The 17,531-nt window shown below is 62.8% G+C and carries 16 protein-coding genes and 1 pseudogene; 6 read left to right on the forward strand and 11 right to left on the reverse strand.

From position 1 onward, the window contains the following. Positions 1 to 2: 2 nt before the first annotated feature. A complete protein-coding gene (locus ACXAGF_RS21200) occupies positions 3 to 1,403 on the reverse strand; it encodes an amidase (protein ID WP_475019523.1) in 1,401 nt (466 codons plus the stop codon). A gap of 249 nt (positions 1,404 to 1,652) precedes the next feature. On the opposite strand from ACXAGF_RS21200, the gene ACXAGF_RS21205 reads away from it, so the two are divergent. Genes ACXAGF_RS21205 through ACXAGF_RS21220 form a run of 4 tightly spaced genes read left to right on the forward strand, consistent with a single transcriptional unit; the run spans position 1,653 to position 5,913 of the window. After that, positions 1,653 to 2,951 carry an ABC transporter substrate-binding protein gene (locus tag ACXAGF_RS21205; RefSeq protein WP_475019524.1) on the forward strand — a complete coding sequence of 433 codons (1,299 nt, stop codon included), beginning with the start codon at positions 1,653 to 1,655 and terminating at the stop codon, positions 2,949 to 2,951. A gap of 15 nt (positions 2,952 to 2,966) precedes the next feature. After that, positions 2,967 to 3,959 (forward strand): carbohydrate ABC transporter permease, encoded by a 993-nt coding sequence (locus ACXAGF_RS21210; protein ID WP_475019525.1) that lies wholly within the window; start codon positions 2,967 to 2,969, stop codon positions 3,957 to 3,959. A gap of 5 nt (positions 3,960 to 3,964) precedes the next feature. Then, the gene (locus ACXAGF_RS21215; RefSeq protein ID WP_475019526.1) at positions 3,965 to 4,795 is read left to right on the forward strand and encodes a carbohydrate ABC transporter permease; all 831 of its coding nucleotides are present in this window, start codon (positions 3,965 to 3,967) and stop codon (positions 4,793 to 4,795) included. 56 nt (positions 4,796 to 4,851) lie between these two features. After that, positions 4,852 to 5,913 (forward strand): ABC transporter ATP-binding protein, encoded by a 1,062-nt coding sequence (locus ACXAGF_RS21220; protein WP_475019527.1) that lies wholly within the window; start codon positions 4,852 to 4,854, stop codon positions 5,911 to 5,913. Positions 5,914 to 6,232: 319 nt separating this feature from the next. Here ACXAGF_RS21220 and ACXAGF_RS21225 read toward each other — a convergent pair whose 3' ends face one another. Continuing rightward, entirely contained in the window at positions 6,233 to 6,391 is a 159-nt protein-coding gene (locus tag ACXAGF_RS21225; RefSeq protein ID WP_475019528.1) for a hypothetical protein, read from the reverse strand. 83 nt (positions 6,392 to 6,474) lie between these two features. After that, positions 6,475 to 6,951, reverse strand: a complete 477-nt coding sequence (locus tag ACXAGF_RS21230) for an Lrp/AsnC family transcriptional regulator (RefSeq protein ID WP_475019529.1) — start codon at positions 6,949 to 6,951, stop codon at positions 6,475 to 6,477. Positions 6,952 to 7,104: 153 nt separating this feature from the next. Here ACXAGF_RS21230 and ACXAGF_RS21235 point away from each other — a divergent pair, with 153 nt between their 5' ends. Further along, the gene (locus ACXAGF_RS21235) at positions 7,105 to 8,124 is read left to right on the forward strand and encodes a 1-aminocyclopropane-1-carboxylate deaminase (protein WP_475019530.1); all 1,020 of its coding nucleotides are present in this window, start codon (positions 7,105 to 7,107) and stop codon (positions 8,122 to 8,124) included. Positions 8,125 to 8,176: 52 nt separating this feature from the next. Beyond that, complete coding sequence (locus ACXAGF_RS21240; RefSeq protein WP_475019531.1) at positions 8,177 to 10,570, forward strand: 1-deoxy-D-xylulose-5-phosphate synthase N-terminal domain-containing protein; 2,394 nt, start codon at positions 8,177 to 8,179, stop codon at positions 10,568 to 10,570. A 152-nt stretch (positions 10,571 to 10,722) separates the two neighbouring features. Here the strand turns inward: ACXAGF_RS21240 and ACXAGF_RS21245 are convergent, their stop codons facing one another. The 8 genes and pseudogenes from ACXAGF_RS21245 to ACXAGF_RS21280 all read right to left on the reverse strand — a co-directional run bounded on the left by ACXAGF_RS21245 (position 10,723) and on the right by ACXAGF_RS21280 (position 17,519). Beyond that, a complete protein-coding gene (locus ACXAGF_RS21245) occupies positions 10,723 to 11,094 on the reverse strand; it encodes an FMN-binding negative transcriptional regulator (protein WP_475019741.1) in 372 nt (123 codons plus the stop codon). A gap of 65 nt (positions 11,095 to 11,159) precedes the next feature. After that, positions 11,160 to 11,300: pseudogene (locus ACXAGF_RS21250) on the reverse strand (FMN-binding negative transcriptional regulator); the annotation flags it as partial. Further along, positions 11,281 to 11,979 carry an FCD domain-containing protein gene (locus ACXAGF_RS21255; RefSeq protein WP_475019532.1) on the reverse strand — a complete coding sequence of 233 codons (699 nt, stop codon included), beginning with the start codon at positions 11,977 to 11,979 and terminating at the stop codon, positions 11,281 to 11,283. The gene ACXAGF_RS21255 and the pseudogene ACXAGF_RS21250, both read right to left, overlap by 20 nt. Positions 11,980 to 12,044: 65 nt before the next feature. Continuing rightward, entirely contained in the window at positions 12,045 to 13,115 is a 1,071-nt protein-coding gene (locus ACXAGF_RS21260) for a tartrate dehydrogenase (RefSeq protein ID WP_475019533.1), read from the reverse strand. After that, positions 13,102 to 14,205 (reverse strand): isocitrate/isopropylmalate dehydrogenase family protein, encoded by a 1,104-nt coding sequence (locus ACXAGF_RS21265; RefSeq protein ID WP_475019534.1) that lies wholly within the window; start codon positions 14,203 to 14,205, stop codon positions 13,102 to 13,104. Before ACXAGF_RS21265 ends, ACXAGF_RS21260 begins: the two co-directional genes overlap by 14 nt. Further along, positions 14,202 to 15,602: an MmgE/PrpD family protein gene (locus ACXAGF_RS21270; RefSeq protein ID WP_475019535.1), complete on the reverse strand. Its 1,401-nt coding sequence runs from the start codon at positions 15,600 to 15,602 to the stop codon at positions 14,202 to 14,204. The genes ACXAGF_RS21265 and ACXAGF_RS21270 overlap by 4 nt, the downstream gene beginning before the upstream one ends. Positions 15,603 to 15,619: 17 nt before the next feature. Then, on the reverse strand, positions 15,620 to 16,411 hold the full coding sequence (locus tag ACXAGF_RS21275; protein ID WP_475019536.1) for an SDR family NAD(P)-dependent oxidoreductase: 792 nt from the start codon (positions 16,409 to 16,411) through the stop codon (positions 15,620 to 15,622). Then, positions 16,395 to 17,519, reverse strand: coding sequence for an AbrB family transcriptional regulator (locus ACXAGF_RS21280; RefSeq protein ID WP_475019537.1), 1,125 nt, complete (start codon positions 17,517 to 17,519; stop codon positions 16,395 to 16,397). The genes ACXAGF_RS21275 and ACXAGF_RS21280 overlap by 17 nt, the downstream gene beginning before the upstream one ends. Positions 17,520 to 17,531: the final 12 nt, after the last annotated feature.

Genomic DNA, 17,531 nt, shown 5'->3' on the forward strand with positions numbered 1-17,531 from the left:
GCTCATGCGATCGGACGGTTCAGGTGCCAGTCGGTGACCAACTGGTAGGCATGTACGGCGCGCAGCAGCCGCGCCTCGCTGAGATGGGGTCCGACCAACTGGGCGCCGACCGGCCGGCCGTCGCGGGTGAAGCCGCAAGGAAAGACCACTGAGGGGTTGCCGCTCGCATTGAAGGGTAGCGTGAACTTGAAGAGCTTGATGATGTTCTTGTCGGCGATTGTCTCGAACTCGTACCATGTCGGCGACTTGAACCCGAAGACCGGGATCAGCAGCGCGTCAATGGATTCGAACATGCGGCCGAGTGAACCCTTGAACTTGTCGCGCTCCACCATGGTATGAGCGAAGTCAACCGGGTCGAGCTCGGTGCCGTTCGCCAGGCCGGCCGTTATCCACTTGCCGTAGGCTTCCTTGTGCAGCGGATAGGTCGACCGGTGCGAATGCGCCAGTTCGGCCATATGCACAGCTGGCATGTGCCGGATCATCGGCTCCGGGTCGGGGAACCGTGCCTCGGTCAGTTCGGCGCCCAGCGATGCAAAAGTTGCGCGAACATCGTTCAGCAGGGAAACGACCTCGTCGTCCGTTCCGCCGTAGCTGTAGGTCTCGTCGATGCCGATCGAGAGGCCGCGGCAGCCGTTCACGCCCCTGAGCTGTCGAGCGTAGTCGGGCACGTCCGACAGCAGGGAGGTCGGGTCCCTTGCGTCGGCGCCGGCGATCGCTCCAAGGACGATCGCAGCATCTTCCGCGGACCGGGTTATCGGCCCGAGATGATCGTAGGACGGTGCGAGATCCCAAATTCCGTATCGGCTGACGCGGCCCCAGGTCGGTTTGACGCCCGTCAGATTGTTGGGGCCGCAGGGGAAGCGGATCGAGCCGCCGGTGTCGGATCCAATGCTGGCAAAGCACAGGCCAGCCGCCGTCGCTACCGCTGAGCCGGAGGACGATGCGCCGGTCCAGAGATCGGATCGCCACGGATTGACTGGCGTACCCAGATCCGGATGGTGCTCGATGCAGGCGCCTTCCGTGAGGCGATGCTTGCCGAGCAGGACGGCGCCGGCCTGATAGAGCCTTTCGACCACCGCCGCATTGAACGATGGCTTAAAAGCCTTGTGCAGGGGCATGCCCGCGGTCGTCAGGATGCCCTCGGTGAAGAACAGATCCTTCAGCCCGAACGGCACGCCGTGCAACGGGCCCCGGTAGCGGCCGGCCGATATCTCGGCCTCGGCGCGGTGCGCCTGTTCTCGGGCGAGGTCTGCTGTGACGGTATAGTAGCTGTTCAGTCTCCCGTCGACCTCCGCGATCCGCTTCAGCATGTCTTCGACCAGTTCCACTGGCGAGATGTCGCGGCGCCGCAGGCGGTCCGAGATTTCGGTGATGGACTGGTAATGGATAGGTTCTGTCGTCATTCTCTACTCCGAGGGAGCGCCGGGGGCCGGGCTGGCCGCGCCGGCGCTGTGTGATTGCACTCGAATGAGCATCGCAGAAACAGCATTATAATAGAAACGTTTTTTTGTCCATATCCAGCCATTGAGAGCTTGGCGCGCGCAGGCGTGAAAAATTTCAACTTGCAAATTCTAAAAAACGTTTTTATTGTTAATTCGTGACCGACGGGATGCGGTAACGCAGCAGCAGAAATCCAAAGGGGGAACCTGATCGTGGCAATCCAGAACAACCTCATTTCCAGTGTCTTTACCGCAGCGGCCTTGCTGGCTGGATCAACCGCGCTCGCGCAGGAGCCGGTCGAGCTGGTCTTCTGGCACCAGGAGTCGCCGTCAAATCGCGTTGCGCGCTATCAGGAGCTGATCGACGCCTTCAACGAGGCCAATCCAACGATCCGCGTCCGCCAGGAGGTGCAGGATTGGGGCACCATCTTCCAGGTCGCCCCCGCCGCCATCAGCAGCGGCACTGGTCCCGATATTCTGATGGCGATGCCTGAACTCGGGACCTATATCCGTGCGACCGGCGCAGTGCAGCCCGTGACGCCCCTGGTGGACCAGCTAGACGCGCAGTACCGCTTCCTCGACTCGGCCAAGGCGCCTTACTACGATCAGGGCGACTACTGGGGTGTCCCGCTCTGGGGCATGGTGCAGTTGTTGTGGTACCGCAAGAGTGCCTTCGCCGAGGCAGGCATCAATGAACCACCGAAGACGTGGGAGGCAGTCAAGGATTATGCTGAAAGGCTCACCAATGGCGAGCGCTACGGAATTACGCTGCCGGCCTCGAAGACCACGGCCACCGATCAGACCTTCTTCTCGTTCCTGAAGACCAATAAGGGGGAAGATCTTTTCGACAAGGACGGTCAGGTCATCTTCGACAATCCCAACTCGGTACGTGCCGTCAGAACCTACACCGACCTCCTCGCCTATGCGGCACCCGACAGCACGAGCTATGCCTGGGGCGAGCCCGAAGCCGCATTCAATAGCGGCGCTGCCGCCATGCTCGTCGACAAGGGCATCATGCTCAGCATCTATCTCAAGGATTCCGGCGCGCCGGCTGAGGATCTCGGCTGTGCCGCGATCCCGCAGCCGGCCGAGGATGGGCAGCCCGGCAGCCACTACGCATCGAATGCGGCAATGGTTCTAACCGACGATCCGGAAAAGCAGGCGGCTGCGGCCGAGTTCATACGATTTCTCCTCGAGGACGAGAACTACGGTCCGCTGCTCAATGCCGAACCCGGCCTCTTCCTGCCGGTAACGGAGGGCGGATTCGAGCTTGATTCCTGGCTTTCCGAGCCTTCGCTCACCACATGGCCGGAGTGCACCGCCCTGCTTGCCGAGCAGTCGCTTTCCGGAGGGCTCTACGGCTTCACGTCGGGCATGTACCAGATGAACATCGGCCCGATCGCCGGTCAAAACATCATTGCCCAGGTGATCCAGAAGGTGGTGGTCGACCAGGAGACGCCCGAGGCCGCAGTCGCTTGGGGTGCCAAGGAGATGGAAGCGGCGATCGAATAGAGATTTCGACGGGCCATGGCCGCGCGCTCCTGGCGCGCGGCAGCAGCAATACAAGAATGGAAGGCGATGACAGTGAGCGATGTCTACACGACCTCGAGGCGGATCGGAAACGGGGCCAAGTGGCGCCGCTTGTGGCCCGCACTTTCCCCCGCGGCCATCGGTTATCTGTTTGTCCTGCCGCTGGTTCTCTGGCTGATGGTGGTGTTGATCTATCCCATGATCAACCTCTTCTACCTCAGTCTGACCAACACGCGCATAGTCGGCGCACCAAGCGCATTCATCGGCTTCGGTAACTACATGGTCGTGCTCTCGTCCGCGGACTTCTGGTCGGCGGCGTGGAAGTCTCTGGTCTGGCTCGTCGGCAACATGATTGTGGCGACAGTGGTCGCCTTTTCGGCCGCGCTTTTGATCCGCCTCGATTGGCGGCCGGCACGCCAGGCGCGGATCTGGATCTTGTTGCCCTGGGTGATCCCGACCGTCGCCGTGGCTGTCATCTGGCAATGGATGTTCAATGCCAACTACGGAATTCTCAATTACATTCTGATCGGTCTCGGTCTCATCGCGGAGCCGCTCAACATCTTCGGCACCCGTGAGTTCGCGATGATCGGCGTGATCATCGCCAATACCTGGCACTGGTTCCCGCTGACCGCGATCGTCATGTTCGGCGCCATGCAAAACATTCCAGGCGAACTCTACGAGGCCGCCAAGCTCGATGGCGCAAACGCGTTCCAGCAGTTCCTATACATCACTCTTCCGTCGATCGCTAAGGTCATGTTCGCGCTCGGGCTGGTGGGAAGTCTCTGGACGCTCAATGTCTTCGATACGATCTACCTGACGACCCGCGGGGGGCCATCCGGAAGCACGCTGACGCTTCCGGTCCACATCTACGACACCGCATTCAAGGGTATGAGGATCGGCCGGGCCGCAGCGATGGCGGCGGTATCAATCGTGCTGCTCGGCATCTTTGCCGCGGCCTTCACGAAACTGATGGCACCGAAGAAGGATTGACCAGGATGGGAACCTCCTACCTTAACGTCTTCGTCCGGTGGGCCGTCTGGGCCGGTTTGGTATTGCTCGTCATCGGACCGCTCTACTGGATCGTGTCGGCCTCGTTCAAGGAAACGCACGAGATTATTCAGCCCGCGCCGACGCTCTTTCCGCACACGTTCACGTTGGACCACTATCGCGAGCTTTTCCAGGATACGAAGTATCCTGTCTATCTGACGAACAGCCTGATTGTGTCGATCGGGACAATGCTGATCACCGCCGCCATCAGCGTCTGCGCAGGCTATGCGATCTACCGGCTCAACATCCGTGGCGCGGCGGTGATCAGCAAGGCGATGCTTTTGATCTATCTCGTGCCGACGACCCTGCTGTTGATCCCGGTCTATTCGCTGCTTGCGAAGCTCGGCTTGGTCAATTCCCTGTTCGGCCTGGTCATCATCAACGTCGCCTTTGCCTCGCCGTTCTGCGTCTGGCTGCTGCGCGGGTTCTTCGATGCCATACCGCGGGCGCTCGACGAGGCCGCCGCGGTGGACGGCGCCGGCCCTCTGACGATCTTCTGGAAGGTCCACATTCCGCTGCTGGCACCGGGATTCGGTACGATCATGCTCTATGCTTTCGTGTTTTCGTGGACCGAATTCGCCTTCGCGTCCCAGTTGATCGTCTCCGACGACCTCAAGACGTTGCCTATGGGGCTGAACGCGGTGATGGGGGGCTACTACATTAACTGGGGGTTGCTGATGGCGGGCGCCTCCATGACGACCCTTCCCGCGGTGCTCATCTTCGCGTTCGTCGGACGGTACTTCGTTCGCGGACTGACAGCTGGCGCGGTCACGGGCTGACCGCTACTTCGACGACCTCGGCCGTGAGGCCGCCAAATTTGAAAGGATCCCGCCACATGGGTGCCGTGAGCATCAATAATGTCAAGAAGGCCTATGGTGATCTGGAGGTGATACATGGCGTTTCCCTCACTATCGAGAAGGGAGAGTTCGTCATTCTCGTCGGCCCATCCGGTTGCGGGAAGTCTACGCTTCTCAGGATGATCGCCGGTCTCGAGGACATCACGTCGGGTACGATCTCGATCAACGGAAAGGTCATGAACCGTGCGGCGCCGAAGGATCGGGATGTCGCGATGGTGTTCCAGTCCTATGCGCTCTACCCGCATATGACCGTCGAAGAGAACATGGGATTCTCGCTGAGGCTGGCGGGCGCGGATCGGGCATCGACCGCCAAACGGGTTGGCGAGGTCGCGGGAAGCCTTGGCCTGACACCCTATCTGAAACGATACCCGCGGCACCTCTCCGGCGGCCAGCGCCAGCGCGTGGCCATGGGGCGGGCGATGGTACGCGATCCGGCCGTCTACCTGTTCGACGAGCCGCTTTCTAACCTTGATGCCAAGCTGCGTGCATCGATGCGCACGGAAATCAAGCTCAATCATCAGCGGTTGGGCACGACCACGGTTCACGTTACGCACGATCAGGTCGAGGCCATGACGATGGCCGACCGGATCGTCGTGATGCGCGACGGCCATGTCGAGCAAATCGGTGCACCCCTGGAACTCTACGACCGGCCGGCAAATACCTTCGTCGCCGGCTTCATCGGATCGCCAACGATGAACCTGATCAATGGGCAGTTGTTCGGCGGCAAATTTCGTGCCGCCGACGGAACTGTCATCGCCGTCAGGGGCGGCTTGCCGGCCTCGTCCGACGGAATGCCGGTCACCCTTGGTGTCCGCCCGGAACATTTCGTCGCCGACGAGAGCGGTGTCGAGGCCGTGGTCGTGACGGTCGAGCCCACGGGGGCGGAAACCCAGGTGGTGACGCGACTGGCCGGAACGGAGGTCGTCGGGGCCTTTCGCGAGCGCTTCGATCTCGCGCCCGGGCGTCGGATCAGGCTGCGCCCGCTGCCGGGGGCGGCGCACTTCTTCGATCCGCAGACGGGCGCCAGGCTTGCCTGCTGACGATGGCTTCCAAAATGTTGCGTCTTTCAGGCGCCCGCTGGCGGGGCCCGAAATCTGCCGGTTCGGTGACGCATTCGCCAAGTCGGACTCCACAACTCGCAGCATAGTTGTGTTACCTGATTTGGCGAGTGGTTTAGATGGGGTCAAGTTTGAAGTGCGACTTGTGAGAGATAGCAACGGCCTATCTCTCGCGAGGGACAGCACATGGAACGCACCTACTCCCTACGACCGCCGCAAGATCGCCCGCTGGCGGATTGCCGGCACACTCGACGATTCTCCGCGAGGTCAAGCGCAACACTTTCATCGATCCGCAGAGCTACTATTGCGTTCCGGCCAACGATATGGCGTTGCGAACGCCGCGCCAAGCAACGATCCTGTCGATGCCGCGGCTGTAGTACCCATCGAGATTGGCCTTGAGCAGGATCGATCCGGCCGCGCTCGCGGCGAGGACGAGGGGGACGTCGTCCGTTGCGTACAAGGGAGACGTCGGCCGGGTTGAGGTCCTCAAGCGCGATCGGTTCGCCCGTTTTGCAACACCACGCAAATCCGCCGCACCGCGCCTCAGAACGGAAGGCGCGCATTGTCCTTCACGTTCTTCATGACGAAGAAGGTCCGCGTCTGCCTGACCCCCGGCAGAGCGATGAGCTTGTGCCCGTGCAGCTTGTTGAAATCCGCCATGTCTCGAACGCGGATCTTGAGAAGGTAGTCGAAGTCACCGGCCACCAGATTGCAGTCGAGCACCTCCTTCAGTTCGAGCACCGCGCCCTCGAATTCTGCAAAGCTCTCCGGTGTCGATCGATCCAACACCACGCCGACCATGACCAGTGCCCCCAAACCGACTGCGGCCGGAGCAATTTCGGCCCGAACACCGGTGATGTAACCCTCTTCGAACAGGCGTTGGGTACGTCGATGGCAGGTCGCGGGGCTGGCATTCACCCGGCTGGCGAGCTCCGCATTGGTCAGGCGCCCTTCGGCTTGGAGCGTCCGCAGAATGCGCAGATCAGTACGGTCCAGAAGGGGCGTGAAGGAATCTTCCATTTTTCATCCATTTTATAGCAAAGTTAGCCATGGAATATAGCTATCCTGCTAAAATTTGCAATTTCCAGGGCAAGTTCGGAAGCACCTTTCAAGAAGGTAGGGATACTCTGTTGAGGACATGCAAACATTGATCCACTGTCTCCGGAGACCCCGATGTCCCTTCTCGAAAAATTCGAACGCTATCCACTCACCTTCGGCCCGACCCCGATCGAGCACCTGCCCCGCCTGACCGAGGCTTTGGGCGGCAAGGTGCAGATCTACGCCAAGCGCGACGACTGCAATTCCGGTCTGGCCATGGGCGGCAACAAGCTGCGCAAGCTGGAATATATCGTGCCGGACGCAATCGCTTCAGGCGCCGACACCTTGGTCTCGATCGGCGGCGTACAATCGAACCACACGCGCATGGTTGCCGCGACCGCCGCCAAGATCGGCATGAAGTGCGTCGTGATCCAGGAAAAATGGGTGCCGCACTATGACGCCGTCTATGACCGGGTCGGCAACATCCTGATGACACGCCTGATGGGCGCCGATAGCCGCCTCGTCGACGACGGCTTCGACATCGGCATCCGCAGGAGCTGGGAAGACGCGATCCAGTCGGTCAAGGATGCCGGCGGCAGTCCCTATCCGATCCCCGCCGGCGCCTCGGTGCACAAATACGGCGCGCTCGGCTATGTCGGCTTCGCCGAGGAGGTTGCGGAGCAGGAAAAGGCGCTGGGCTTCACCTTTGACTACGTTGTCGTGTGCGTCGTCACGGGCTCTACCCAGGCCGGCATGATCGTTGGATTTGCCGCGCAGGATCGCGCCGACCGGGTGATCGGGATCGACGCCTCCGGCACGCTCGATCAGACCAGGGCACAGGTGCGGTCGATCGTCAACAACACGGCCGAACTGGTCGGGCTGGGCCGCAAGGTTCGCGAGGAAGAGATCGTCATCAATCCGGACTACGCCTATCCAGCCTATGGCGTTCCTTCTGAGGAGACCAACGACGCCATCCGGCTTGCCGCGCGCACCGAGGCGATGATCACCGACCCGGTCTATGAGGGCAAGTCGATGCAGGGCATGATCGATCTGACCCGCAAGGGCTTCTTTCCGGAAGGGTCGAGGGTGCTCTACGCGCATCTCGGTGGCGCCCCGGCGATCAACGGCTACAGCTATTATTACCGGGAGGGTTAGGCTCCTCCCGCCGTAAAGCGAAACCTCCATCCAAGTAGCTTTGGACGTATCGATGACCGACTCCCGACGCCTGTACCTCAAGACCATAGAACAGCGACTGCTTTGGCTTTCGCACTGGATGATACACCACGCCAATCATGTCCGCCCCAAGGTGGACGGCATCAAGACCGGTGGCCATCAGGCGAGCTCGGCCTCCATGGTGTCGATCATGACGGCGCTCTATTTCTCAGCGCTCAAGCCCGAGGATCGCGTGGCGGTGAAGCCGCACGCGTCACCGATTTTCCATGCGATGCACTATCTCATGGGGAACCAGACGCGGGAGAAGATGGAGAATTTCCGCGGCTATGGCGGTGTCCAGAGCTATCCGAGCCGGACCAAGGACATCGATGACGTCGATTTCTCCACCGGCTCGGTCGGGCTCGGTGTTGGCATTACCGCGCTGGCATCGATCGTCCAGGACTTCATAAAGGGCAAGGACTGGGGCGCCGACCTGACGCCTGGCCGCATGGTCGCATTGATGGGCGACGCCGAGCTGGACGAGGGCAACATCTACGAAACCCTGCAGGAAGGCTGGAAGAACGATCTGCGCAATTGCTGGTGGATCATAGACTACAATCGCCAGTCCCTCGACGGCATCGTTCGCGAGGGGCTGTTCGAGCGCGTAGAGAAGATCTTCGACGCGTTCGGTTGGGAGGTCGTGCGGGTCAAATACGGCGCCCTGCAGCGCGCAGCCTTCCAGGAGCCGGGCGGAGCCCAGTTGCGCGACTGGATCGACCGCTGCCCAAATCAGGACTATGCGGCGCTGACCTTCATGGGCGGTGCGGTGTGGCGAACGCGTTTGATGAATGATCTCGGCGACCAGGGAGAGATATCCGCTCTCATCGACCGCCGCAGCGACGCCGAGCTTGCCGCGCTGATGGAAAACCTCGGCGGCAACTGCGTGGAGACGATGTCGGACGTCTTCGCCGCCATCAACCACGATCGCCCGACATGCTTTCTCGCCTACACGATCAAGGGCTGGGGCACTCCCATCGCTGGTCACAAGGACAATCATGGCGGGCTGATGAACAGCAAGCAGTTCGCGGACTGGCAGGCACATATGGGAATTGCTGCCGGGGAAGAGTGGGACCCGTTCGCCAATGTCGGGAACACCGCCGGGCTAAAAGCTTTTCTCGCCGAAGTCCCGTTCTTCTCGCACGGGCGGCGGCGCTATGGCGATGCGCATCTGGACGTGCCGTCTTTCGAAATCGAGACGTCGCGCGAAGTCTCGACCCAGGCGGCGTTTGGCAAGATCCTCGACGATCTCGCCAAGGGTAAGAGCAAGCTGGCCGACCGCATATTGACGACGTCGCCGGACGTTACCGGAACAACCAGCCTCGGACCTTGGGTGAACCGGCGCAAGCTGTTCGCACGCGAGGCGATGGCGGACGCTTTCATCGAGCACCGCATCCCTTCGACCGCCAAGTGGGAGTTCACGCCGCAGGGGCAGCACGTTGAGCTAGGCATCGCCGAGATGAACCTCTTCCTGCTGCTCGGTGCCGCCGGCCTCAGCCATTCCCTGTTCGGCAAGCGGCTGATCCCGGTCGGCACGGTCTATGATCCGTTCGTCTGTCGCGGCCTCGATGCGCTCAACTATGTCTGCTATCAGGATGCGCGGTTCATCATAGTCGGCACGCCCTCGGGCGTGACGCTGGCGCCCGAGGGCGGCGCGCACCAGTCCATCGGGACCCCGCTGATAGGCATGAGCCAGGATGGGCTGGCCGCCTTCGAGCCGGCCTTTGCCGACGAGCTCGCCGTGATCATGGAATGGGCTTTCGACTATCTCCAGCGCGACGGCGAAGGGCAGAGAGACGAGCGGACCTGGCTGCGCGACGAGACCGGCGGGTCGGTGTATCTGCGCCTCACCACCAAGCCACTCGAGCAGCCGGTGCAGCGGATCGACAACGACTTCCGGCAGGGCGCCATCGATGGCGCCTACTGGCTGCGCAAGCCCGGGCCGAACTGTTCGGTCGTCATCGCCTATCAGGGTGCGGTCGCCGACGAGGCGATTGCCGCCGCTGGCCTGATCGGCGAGGTGAGGCGGGACATCGGGGTGCTCGCAGTAACCTCGGCGGACCGTCTCAATGCCGGATGGACGGCCGCGCAGCGGGAGCGCGCGCGAGGCAACGCCACAGCGATGAGCCATGTCGAACGGCTGCTCGATCCGCTGCCGCGCGACTGCGCGCTGGTCACCGTCGTCGACGGCCATCCGGCAACCTTGTCATGGCTGGGCGGCGTGGCCGGGCACCGGACGATCTCACACGGCGTGGAGCACTTCGGTCAGACGGGTACGATCGGTGATCTCTACCGACATTTCCGCATCGATTGCCGATCGCTGGTGCAATCAGTCAATGAGTTGACAGCCGGAAGGCGGCTTTCCGCGTCTCTCACTCTGGCTTTCCCGTAGAATGTTGCGTGGGCTACAAGAGGAAAGCGACAGCTTCGTTCGTTCAGTTCGCGGAAGCTGTTGTTGGGATGAATGCGATAGACCTGGATTGAGGCTGGATTGTACTGCATGGCGCAGATTGACGGCCGCAATCCGAGTTCAGCCTATTGCGTTCAAATGCCGGCCAGCATTTCGTTGCTTATCACGGTCTCTCCCTGATCCTTGAGTCCCTCCACCGCGCCGTGGATATCTCTGCTCTCCTTGTTCTGGCTGAGTTTCCACTTGCCGGAAAGGCGCGTGATCGCAATCTCGATGCCGACGATATTCTTCAGCATCATGTCGATGAAGTCCTTGGGTCCGTCCGTCATGCGCCAGGGCTTCGACTGGGCTGCCTCATGGGTGCGGGTCAGCCGCGCCACCATTCCGCGGACATAAGATCCACTGTCGCGGACCATCGCGCGACCGCGGGCGTGCACGACGATGTAGTTCCAGGTCGGTACCTGTCGGCCGGTCTCGCGTTTGCTCGGATACCAGCCAGGGGAGATTTAGGCATCAGCCGAGCGGAAGATGACGAGGACAGCTCCTGCCAGACGAGGTTCTTGCGTGCGACATGCGAATGCAACACACCGAACATCCCCTGCTTCCTGTCGAGCTCGAACGGGACGTGATTGGCATCGGGGCCACTGTCGACATTCGCGACGAGAATGCCGAGCGGGCTCTTCTCGATGAAATCAGACGTCAGTTTCGCCATTGCCGAGTGTCGAGCGGAAGCGGATCTTCGAGCGCTCGACGTGGCGGAAGAAGGCCTCCTGCGCGCGTTCACGGTTGCCTGAGGCCAGCGCGTCGACCATCTCGCGATGCTCGCGGTTGGACACCGAAAGCCCGCCGGCCTGGACCAGGCCGCGCGCCCGAGCCAGATGCAGCTTATTGACGAAACCCTTGTATTCCTTGACCAGGGTGCCATTGCCGGTCGCGGTGACGAGGTAGTCGTGGAAGGCAAGGTTGACAGGATAGTAGTCATCGAAGTTCTTGCTCGCGGCGATCTCGTCCATCTGGTCAAGATAGGCGTTGAGCCGGGCCAGCATATGGTCTGTCACGAGATCGGCGAGCAGGCGCCCCGCAAGGCCGAAGATCGCCGCCCGCACCTCGTAGATCTCGAGCGCCTCCGTCGGCGAGACAGCGCGCACGAACACGCCGCGGTTGCGGATGCTCTCGACCAGGCCCTTGGCCTGAAGGCTGCGCGTAGCCTCTCGCAGAGGCCCCCGGCTGGTGCCGAAACGGGTCGAAAGCTGGATCTCGTTAAGACGCTCGCCAGGTTTCAACTCGCCGGTTAGGATGAGGTGCTCGAGTTCGCGCTCTAGCACGCCTGTCAACGAAGACGTTCTCAGCACCGTGAGTTCGTTCCGTTCAACCTTCGTTTCCTGGTACATGGCATCTTCCATCGTATACGACTGCTATTGTAGGCAATAAACAATGGAATTGTAAGCTGCAATTGCTATTGGTGTCCTCGTCTTGTGGCATTCAGGACGGCGTCGGCGACCGCCCGCGTATCGGCTTGGCCGCCCAGGTCCGGCGTATGCGGTCCCGAAAGGCTGACGGCTTCGATCGCCGCCATCAGCCTTTCGGCGGCCGCCGCTTCGCCGAGACCTTCCAGCATCATCGCACCGGTCCAGAACGCACCGATCGGATTGGCGATGCCTTTGCCCATGATGTCGAAGGCCGAGCCGTGGATCGGTTCGTACATGGACGGATGCTGGCCGGACGGATCGACATTGCCGGTTGCGCCGTTGCCGAGGCTCCCCGTCAGTGCCGAGGCGAGGTCGGAGAGGATGTCGGCGTGCAGGTTGCTGGCAAGGATCGTGTCGAAATTGCCGGGCTTGGTGACCATCAGCGCCGCCATGGCGTCGACCAGCTTCCAGTCCACGTCGAGTTCCGGAAAGTCCTTGAGGACATGGCGGCAGGCCTCGTCCCAGAGCACCATGCCGTGGCGCTGGGCGTTCGACTTTGTGACGACGGTGAGCCGCTTGCGGGGCCGCGCCATGGCGGTCTCGCAGGCGAAGCGGCAGATGCGTTCGACGCCCGCCCGCGTGAAGACGGCGACATCCATGGCAAGCTCGATCGGCAGGCCGGCATGGGCGCGCCCGCCGACACCGGCATATTCGCCTTCCGAATTCTCGCGCACGATCACCCAGTCGATTTGCTCTCCGAGTTCCGGTCGCAAAGGCCCGCGCATTCCGCCGATCAGCTTGGTCGGCCGCACGTTGGCATACTGGTCGAGGCCCTGGCAGAGCGCGAGGCGGAGATCCCAGAGCGTGATATGGTCGGGAATGTCCGGATCGCCGACTGCGCCGAAATAGATGGCATCGAATTCCTTCAGCCGTTCCACCCCGTCAGCCGGCATCATCCGGCCCGTCCGACGGTAGTAGTCCGAGCCCCAGTCGAAGCGGGTGACCTCGAGCGTGAAACCGTCACGCCTGGCCAGATCCTCAAGGACCGAAAGCCCGGCCGCGATCACCTCCGGTCCGACGCCGTCGCCGCCGATTGCCGCGATCTTATGCGTGCGCATGTGCCGCCTCCATGCCGCGCAGGATGCCGTTGACCATGTCGGCCTGCGTGCCCGTGCCGCGGATATCGGGCGTGCGGGTGGCCGGATCGGCAAGGGCGGCGTCGATCCCGGCTTTCATCAGGCGCGACATCTCGGTCGCTGCGGCGATTCCGTGATGGTGCCCCATCCAGTCGAACAACATGCGGGTCGATTCGATCATGGCGAAGGGATTGGCGATGCCCTTGCCGGCGATGTCCGGTGCCGAGCCATGCGTCGCCTGCGCCATCGCAATCGATCCGCGCCCGATGCACAGCCCCGGCGCCATGCCGAGCCCGCCGACGAGACCGGCCGCCTCGTCGGTCAGGATATCGCCGAACATATTGGTGGTGACGACGGTGTCGAAGCTCTGCGGGTCGCGCACAAGCCGCATTGCCATGGTGTCGACGATCACCTCGTCGACCTCGACGTCGGGGAAGTCCTTGGACACCTGGTAGCAGCTGTCGACGAACATGCCGCAGCCGAGCTTGTACACCGTGTTCTTGTGAACGAGCGTTAGCTTCTTGCGACGAGAGCGGGCGATCTCGAAGGCGGCGCGTGCCACCTTGGACGAACCCTCGACGGTGATGACACGCACCGAGATCGTCACGTCATGCGTCGGGCGGAACTCGCCGGAGCCCATTACCACGTTGCGGTCCGGCTGGAAGCCTTCGTTGTTCTCGCGCACGATCACCATGTCGATGTCGTCGTGCAGGCAGCCGATGCCCGGGAACGAGCGCGTCGGGCGCACGTTCGCGAAGAGATCGAAGCGCTTGCGCAGGATCGGGTGCGGATTGATCGCCTCCGGCACCTTCGGATATTCGCGATGGCCAATCGGGCCGAGGATGAAGCCGTCGAGCGTGCCGAGCGTCTCGAGCGTGCCGTCTGGCATCGTATGACCATGCGTCTCGAGCGCGCGTCGGCCGATCGGGACCTCAAGCCATTCGATGGTCATGCCGGTTGCTTCCGCCGCCGCCCTGGCGATCCTGACGGAGGCCGGCACCACCTCATGGCCGATGTCGTCGCCTTCGAGGATGCCGATTCGGAGAGAGGATTTCTTCTGTACCTGGTTCATTCTGCTGCTGCCGTCTTGGAGGTGGATACGGGAATGCTGGCGCGCGCGACGTCTGCCGCGTCTGCGAGGCCCTCGAGCTTCCACGCGGCCTCAAGCAGCGCCTTCGTCACGGCCTCGCCGACGACGAGCGCCGACTGGACCGTGAACTTGTGATCGATCTGTGCGTCCGTCAGCGGCACGTCCTTCGAGCCGATTGCGCGCTCGACGCGCTTGGAGACGGTCGATCCGTCTTCGAAGGTAACGAGGATGTCGACCGAGGCTTCGTGGCAATTCTTGTCGGCGGTCGCCCTGGTGCGGTCGCGAAGGGCAATGATCTCCGGATCGTTGACCAGTTCGTCGGTAAAGGCGGTCGGCGCGCCATCACCCTTCAGAAGGGCTGCCGCTGCGGCGTGATAGACTGAAAACTTGCCTTCGAGCCCCGTCTTCGGCGCCGTCTTGCCGGTGAGTTCGAGAACGAGGGGATGCGCGGTCAGCACGACGGAGCGGATCTGGCGGACCTTTTCCTCGCCGAGTTCGTCGCGCAACTGGATGCAGCCGTCGATGGTCGGATGGATCACGATGCCACAGGCAAAGGGCTTGTAGCTGTTGAGCGCCGATTCCCAGCGGGTGCCGAGGTCGTCGAGGATCTCGCTGTAGTCCTGCTTGTCGGACATCACGTTCGCGAATCCGCGCGGCGCCTCGATCGCCCGCTCCGAGCTGTCGAAGTTCGCTTCCGCCAGCAGAGCGGCGAACATGCCGTTCTGTGCGGCACGGCCGGGGTGGAAGCTCTTCGTCATGGTGCCGAACATCTCTCGCAGGCCAGAGGACTGCGTGGCGGCAAGCCCGAAGGCCCAGCGCATCTGCTGCGGGTTGAGGCCAATCACCTTGCCGACGGCGGCGGCGGCGCCGAAGACGCCGGCCGTCCCGGTGATGTGCCAGCCGCGGTCGTAGTGGTGCGGATAGACGCAATTGCCGATCCGGCACTCGACCTCGATGCCGATGATCAGCGCCGTCAGGAGATCGTAGCCGGAGACGGGCCGCATTTCGGCCAGTGCTAGAAGCGCGGAGGCGACAGGGCCGGCCGGATGGATGATCGTCTTGAGGTGGGTGTCGTCGTAGTCGAGCACGTGGGACGTGATGCCGTTTAGCAGGGCCGCGTGCAGCGCGTCGAGCTTTTCGCTGCGGCCGAGCACGGTGGACGTTTCCTTGCCGGAAAATGGCCTCACCGCGGCAAGCGCCCGCTCGACCGTTTCGTGGCTCGCGCCGCCGACGGCGCAGCCGACCCAGTTGACGAAGGTTCTCAGTCCCTCACGGCGCACGTCGGACGCGATGTCGCTACCCTTGATGCCGACGACCCAATCGGCGAGGATCTCCGTCGCATTCGGGGTTCCGGGGGCGGTTGCCTGGTGCTGGCTCATGTCATTCTCCTTGTAACTTACAGAAGACCGCGGGCAATGCCGCCGTCCACGTTGACTGTCTGGCCGGTGACGTAGCTGGCGCGCGGGCTTGCAAGCCACACCACCATCGTCGCCACCTCGTCCGGGTCCGCGAAGCGGCCGAGCGGAATGTCCTTCGAAAAATCGCCGAGGATGTCGTCGCGCGTTCGGCCCTGTTCGCCGGCCATCTTGTCGGCCCGCTTCGTCCACAGCGGCGTCAGCGTGCGGCCGGGCGCCACGCAGTTGATACGGATCCCGCGGTCGGCCAGCTCGGCGGCGAGCGTCTTGGTCAGGCCGAGCAGGCCGGCCTTGTGCACGTTCGAGACGATCTGGTGCTGGTAAGGCATCTTGGAGGCCGCGGCTCCCAGTGTCACAATCGCGGGATTGTCGCCCCTTTCCAGCGCCGGCAGCAGCGCGCGAATGGCGCGAACGGTCGACAGGATGTTGAAGGTGTAGTTGCCGAGCCAGTCGTCGTCCGTCAGGTCCTCGAAGGAGGAGCGGATGCTGCCGCCGACAGCGGTGACGAGCAGGTCGAGCGCACCCCAGCGATTGTCGACCGCAGCGGCAAGCGTGCCGCCTGCGCTCGCCTGCGTGACGTCGCAGACAAGGGTCGCAGGCCGGCCGGCGCCGGTTGCGGCAATGCCGTCGGCGGCCTCCGCTAGATTCTCCGCGTTGCGCGAGGCGATCAGCACGTCGGCGCCTTCCGCGCCCATGATGGCGGCTGAGGCCTTGCCGATACCGTAGCTGCCGCCGACGATCAGCGCGCGGCGTCCCTTAAGTCCGAGGTCCAATGGTGCCTCCCCTCAGCCGAAGATAGAATTTGAAGACGAGCAACACCGTCGAGGAGACGACGGCAATGCGCATGACGTGGAAGGCGGTGACGACCTCCGCCTCGAGGTGCATGACTTGTGCGGTCACGACCATTTCCGTGACGGCCGCCGGCGCCAGCGAAAGGAAGCTTGTCGGATAGGGAAGGCCTGTCGCCATCGAAAGAACGATGGCGCCGGCTGCCGCGCAGCCGATCATGAAGAGCGAGATGACGAGCGCCGCGAAGGTCACGCGCGGCAACGCCGCCAGCAGCTCACGCTTGAATTGGCAGCCGAGCCAGGTCCCGAGCATGATCTGCGCGATATTGATCAGCACCGACGGGATCGTCACCGAATAGAGGTCGAGCACGCCGATGATGATGCCCATGAAGATCGGTCCGACCAGCCAGGGATTGGGCAGCGGCGTCGGCTTCAGGAGCCGCGCCATCAGGTAACCGAGCGCAAGCGAGACGATCACCAGCAGCCAGTGCGAACCGACGGCGGCGGCATCCGGCGCATTGCCCGGTTCGCCAAACAGAACCACCAGGAAAGGCACGATTGCGACGACGCCGGAAACGCGCATCGCATGTACCACGGCGACCGAACCGGCCGCCCCGCCATAGTCCTTGGCCACCGTCGCCATGTCGGCGACGCCGCCGGCCGCGGTTGCAAAGAAGGCGGTGACGTCGTCCACTCTGGCCAGGGGCTTGAACAGGAACGCCGCCGCCATGGTGAAGACGACAACATAGAGCGTGCCGAGCACCATGACCGGCAGGAGGCCGGTCATGGTGGCAAGCACGGCCGGCGTGAAGCGCATGCCGACCGCCACGCCGATCGCGACCTGGCCGAATTCCCGGCCCATCGGCACGAGCACCGAGCGAAAGCCGAAGATCGAGAGCGCGGCCATGACGAAGAACGGGCCGAGCATGAAGGGCAGCGGCATGTTGACGGCATTCGCCGCGAAACCCGCTGCCGATGCGATGGCATAGGTCAGGCCAAGCGTCAGCCACCAGCGCGACTGGCAATACGGCGCTTGCGCATCCGGTCGCTTGCCCGCCGCCACGGGCGTTGCTGATCGCGGCTTGTCATCCATCGCGGTAATCCG

It is taken from the genome of Mycoplana sp. ABR4_002 (assembly GCF_056159645.1).

What these genes read in the sequence shown, in the direction of transcription:
- ACXAGF_RS21200 (WP_475019523.1), bottom strand. Translation starts at nt 1,403, where the DNA reads ATGACGACAGAACCTATCCATTACCAGTCCATCACCGAAATCTCGGAC.
- ACXAGF_RS21210 (WP_475019525.1), top strand. Translation starts at nt 2,967, where the DNA reads ATGGCCGCGCGCTCCTGGCGCGCGGCAGCAGCAATACAAGAATGGAAG.
- ACXAGF_RS21215 (WP_475019526.1), top strand. Translation starts at nt 3,965, where the DNA reads ATGGGAACCTCCTACCTTAACGTCTTCGTCCGGTGGGCCGTCTGGGCC.
- ACXAGF_RS21220 (WP_475019527.1), top strand. Translation starts at nt 4,852, where the DNA reads ATGGGTGCCGTGAGCATCAATAATGTCAAGAAGGCCTATGGTGATCTG.
- ACXAGF_RS21230 (WP_475019529.1), bottom strand. Translation starts at nt 6,951, where the DNA reads ATGGAAGATTCCTTCACGCCCCTTCTGGACCGTACTGATCTGCGCATT.
- ACXAGF_RS21235 (WP_475019530.1), top strand. Translation starts at nt 7,105, where the DNA reads ATGTCCCTTCTCGAAAAATTCGAACGCTATCCACTCACCTTCGGCCCG.
- ACXAGF_RS21240 (WP_475019531.1), top strand. Translation starts at nt 8,177, where the DNA reads ATGACCGACTCCCGACGCCTGTACCTCAAGACCATAGAACAGCGACTG.
- ACXAGF_RS21255 (WP_475019532.1), bottom strand. Translation starts at nt 11,979, where the DNA reads ATGTACCAGGAAACGAAGGTTGAACGGAACGAACTCACGGTGCTGAGA.
- ACXAGF_RS21260 (WP_475019533.1), bottom strand. Translation starts at nt 13,115, where the DNA reads ATGCGCACGCATAAGATCGCGGCAATCGGCGGCGACGGCGTCGGACCG.
- ACXAGF_RS21265 (WP_475019534.1), bottom strand. Translation starts at nt 14,205, where the DNA reads ATGAACCAGGTACAGAAGAAATCCTCTCTCCGAATCGGCATCCTCGAA.
- ACXAGF_RS21270 (WP_475019535.1), bottom strand. Translation starts at nt 15,602, where the DNA reads ATGAGCCAGCACCAGGCAACCGCCCCCGGAACCCCGAATGCGACGGAG.
- ACXAGF_RS21280 (WP_475019537.1), bottom strand. Translation starts at nt 17,519, where the DNA reads ATGGATGACAAGCCGCGATCAGCAACGCCCGTGGCGGCGGGCAAGCGA.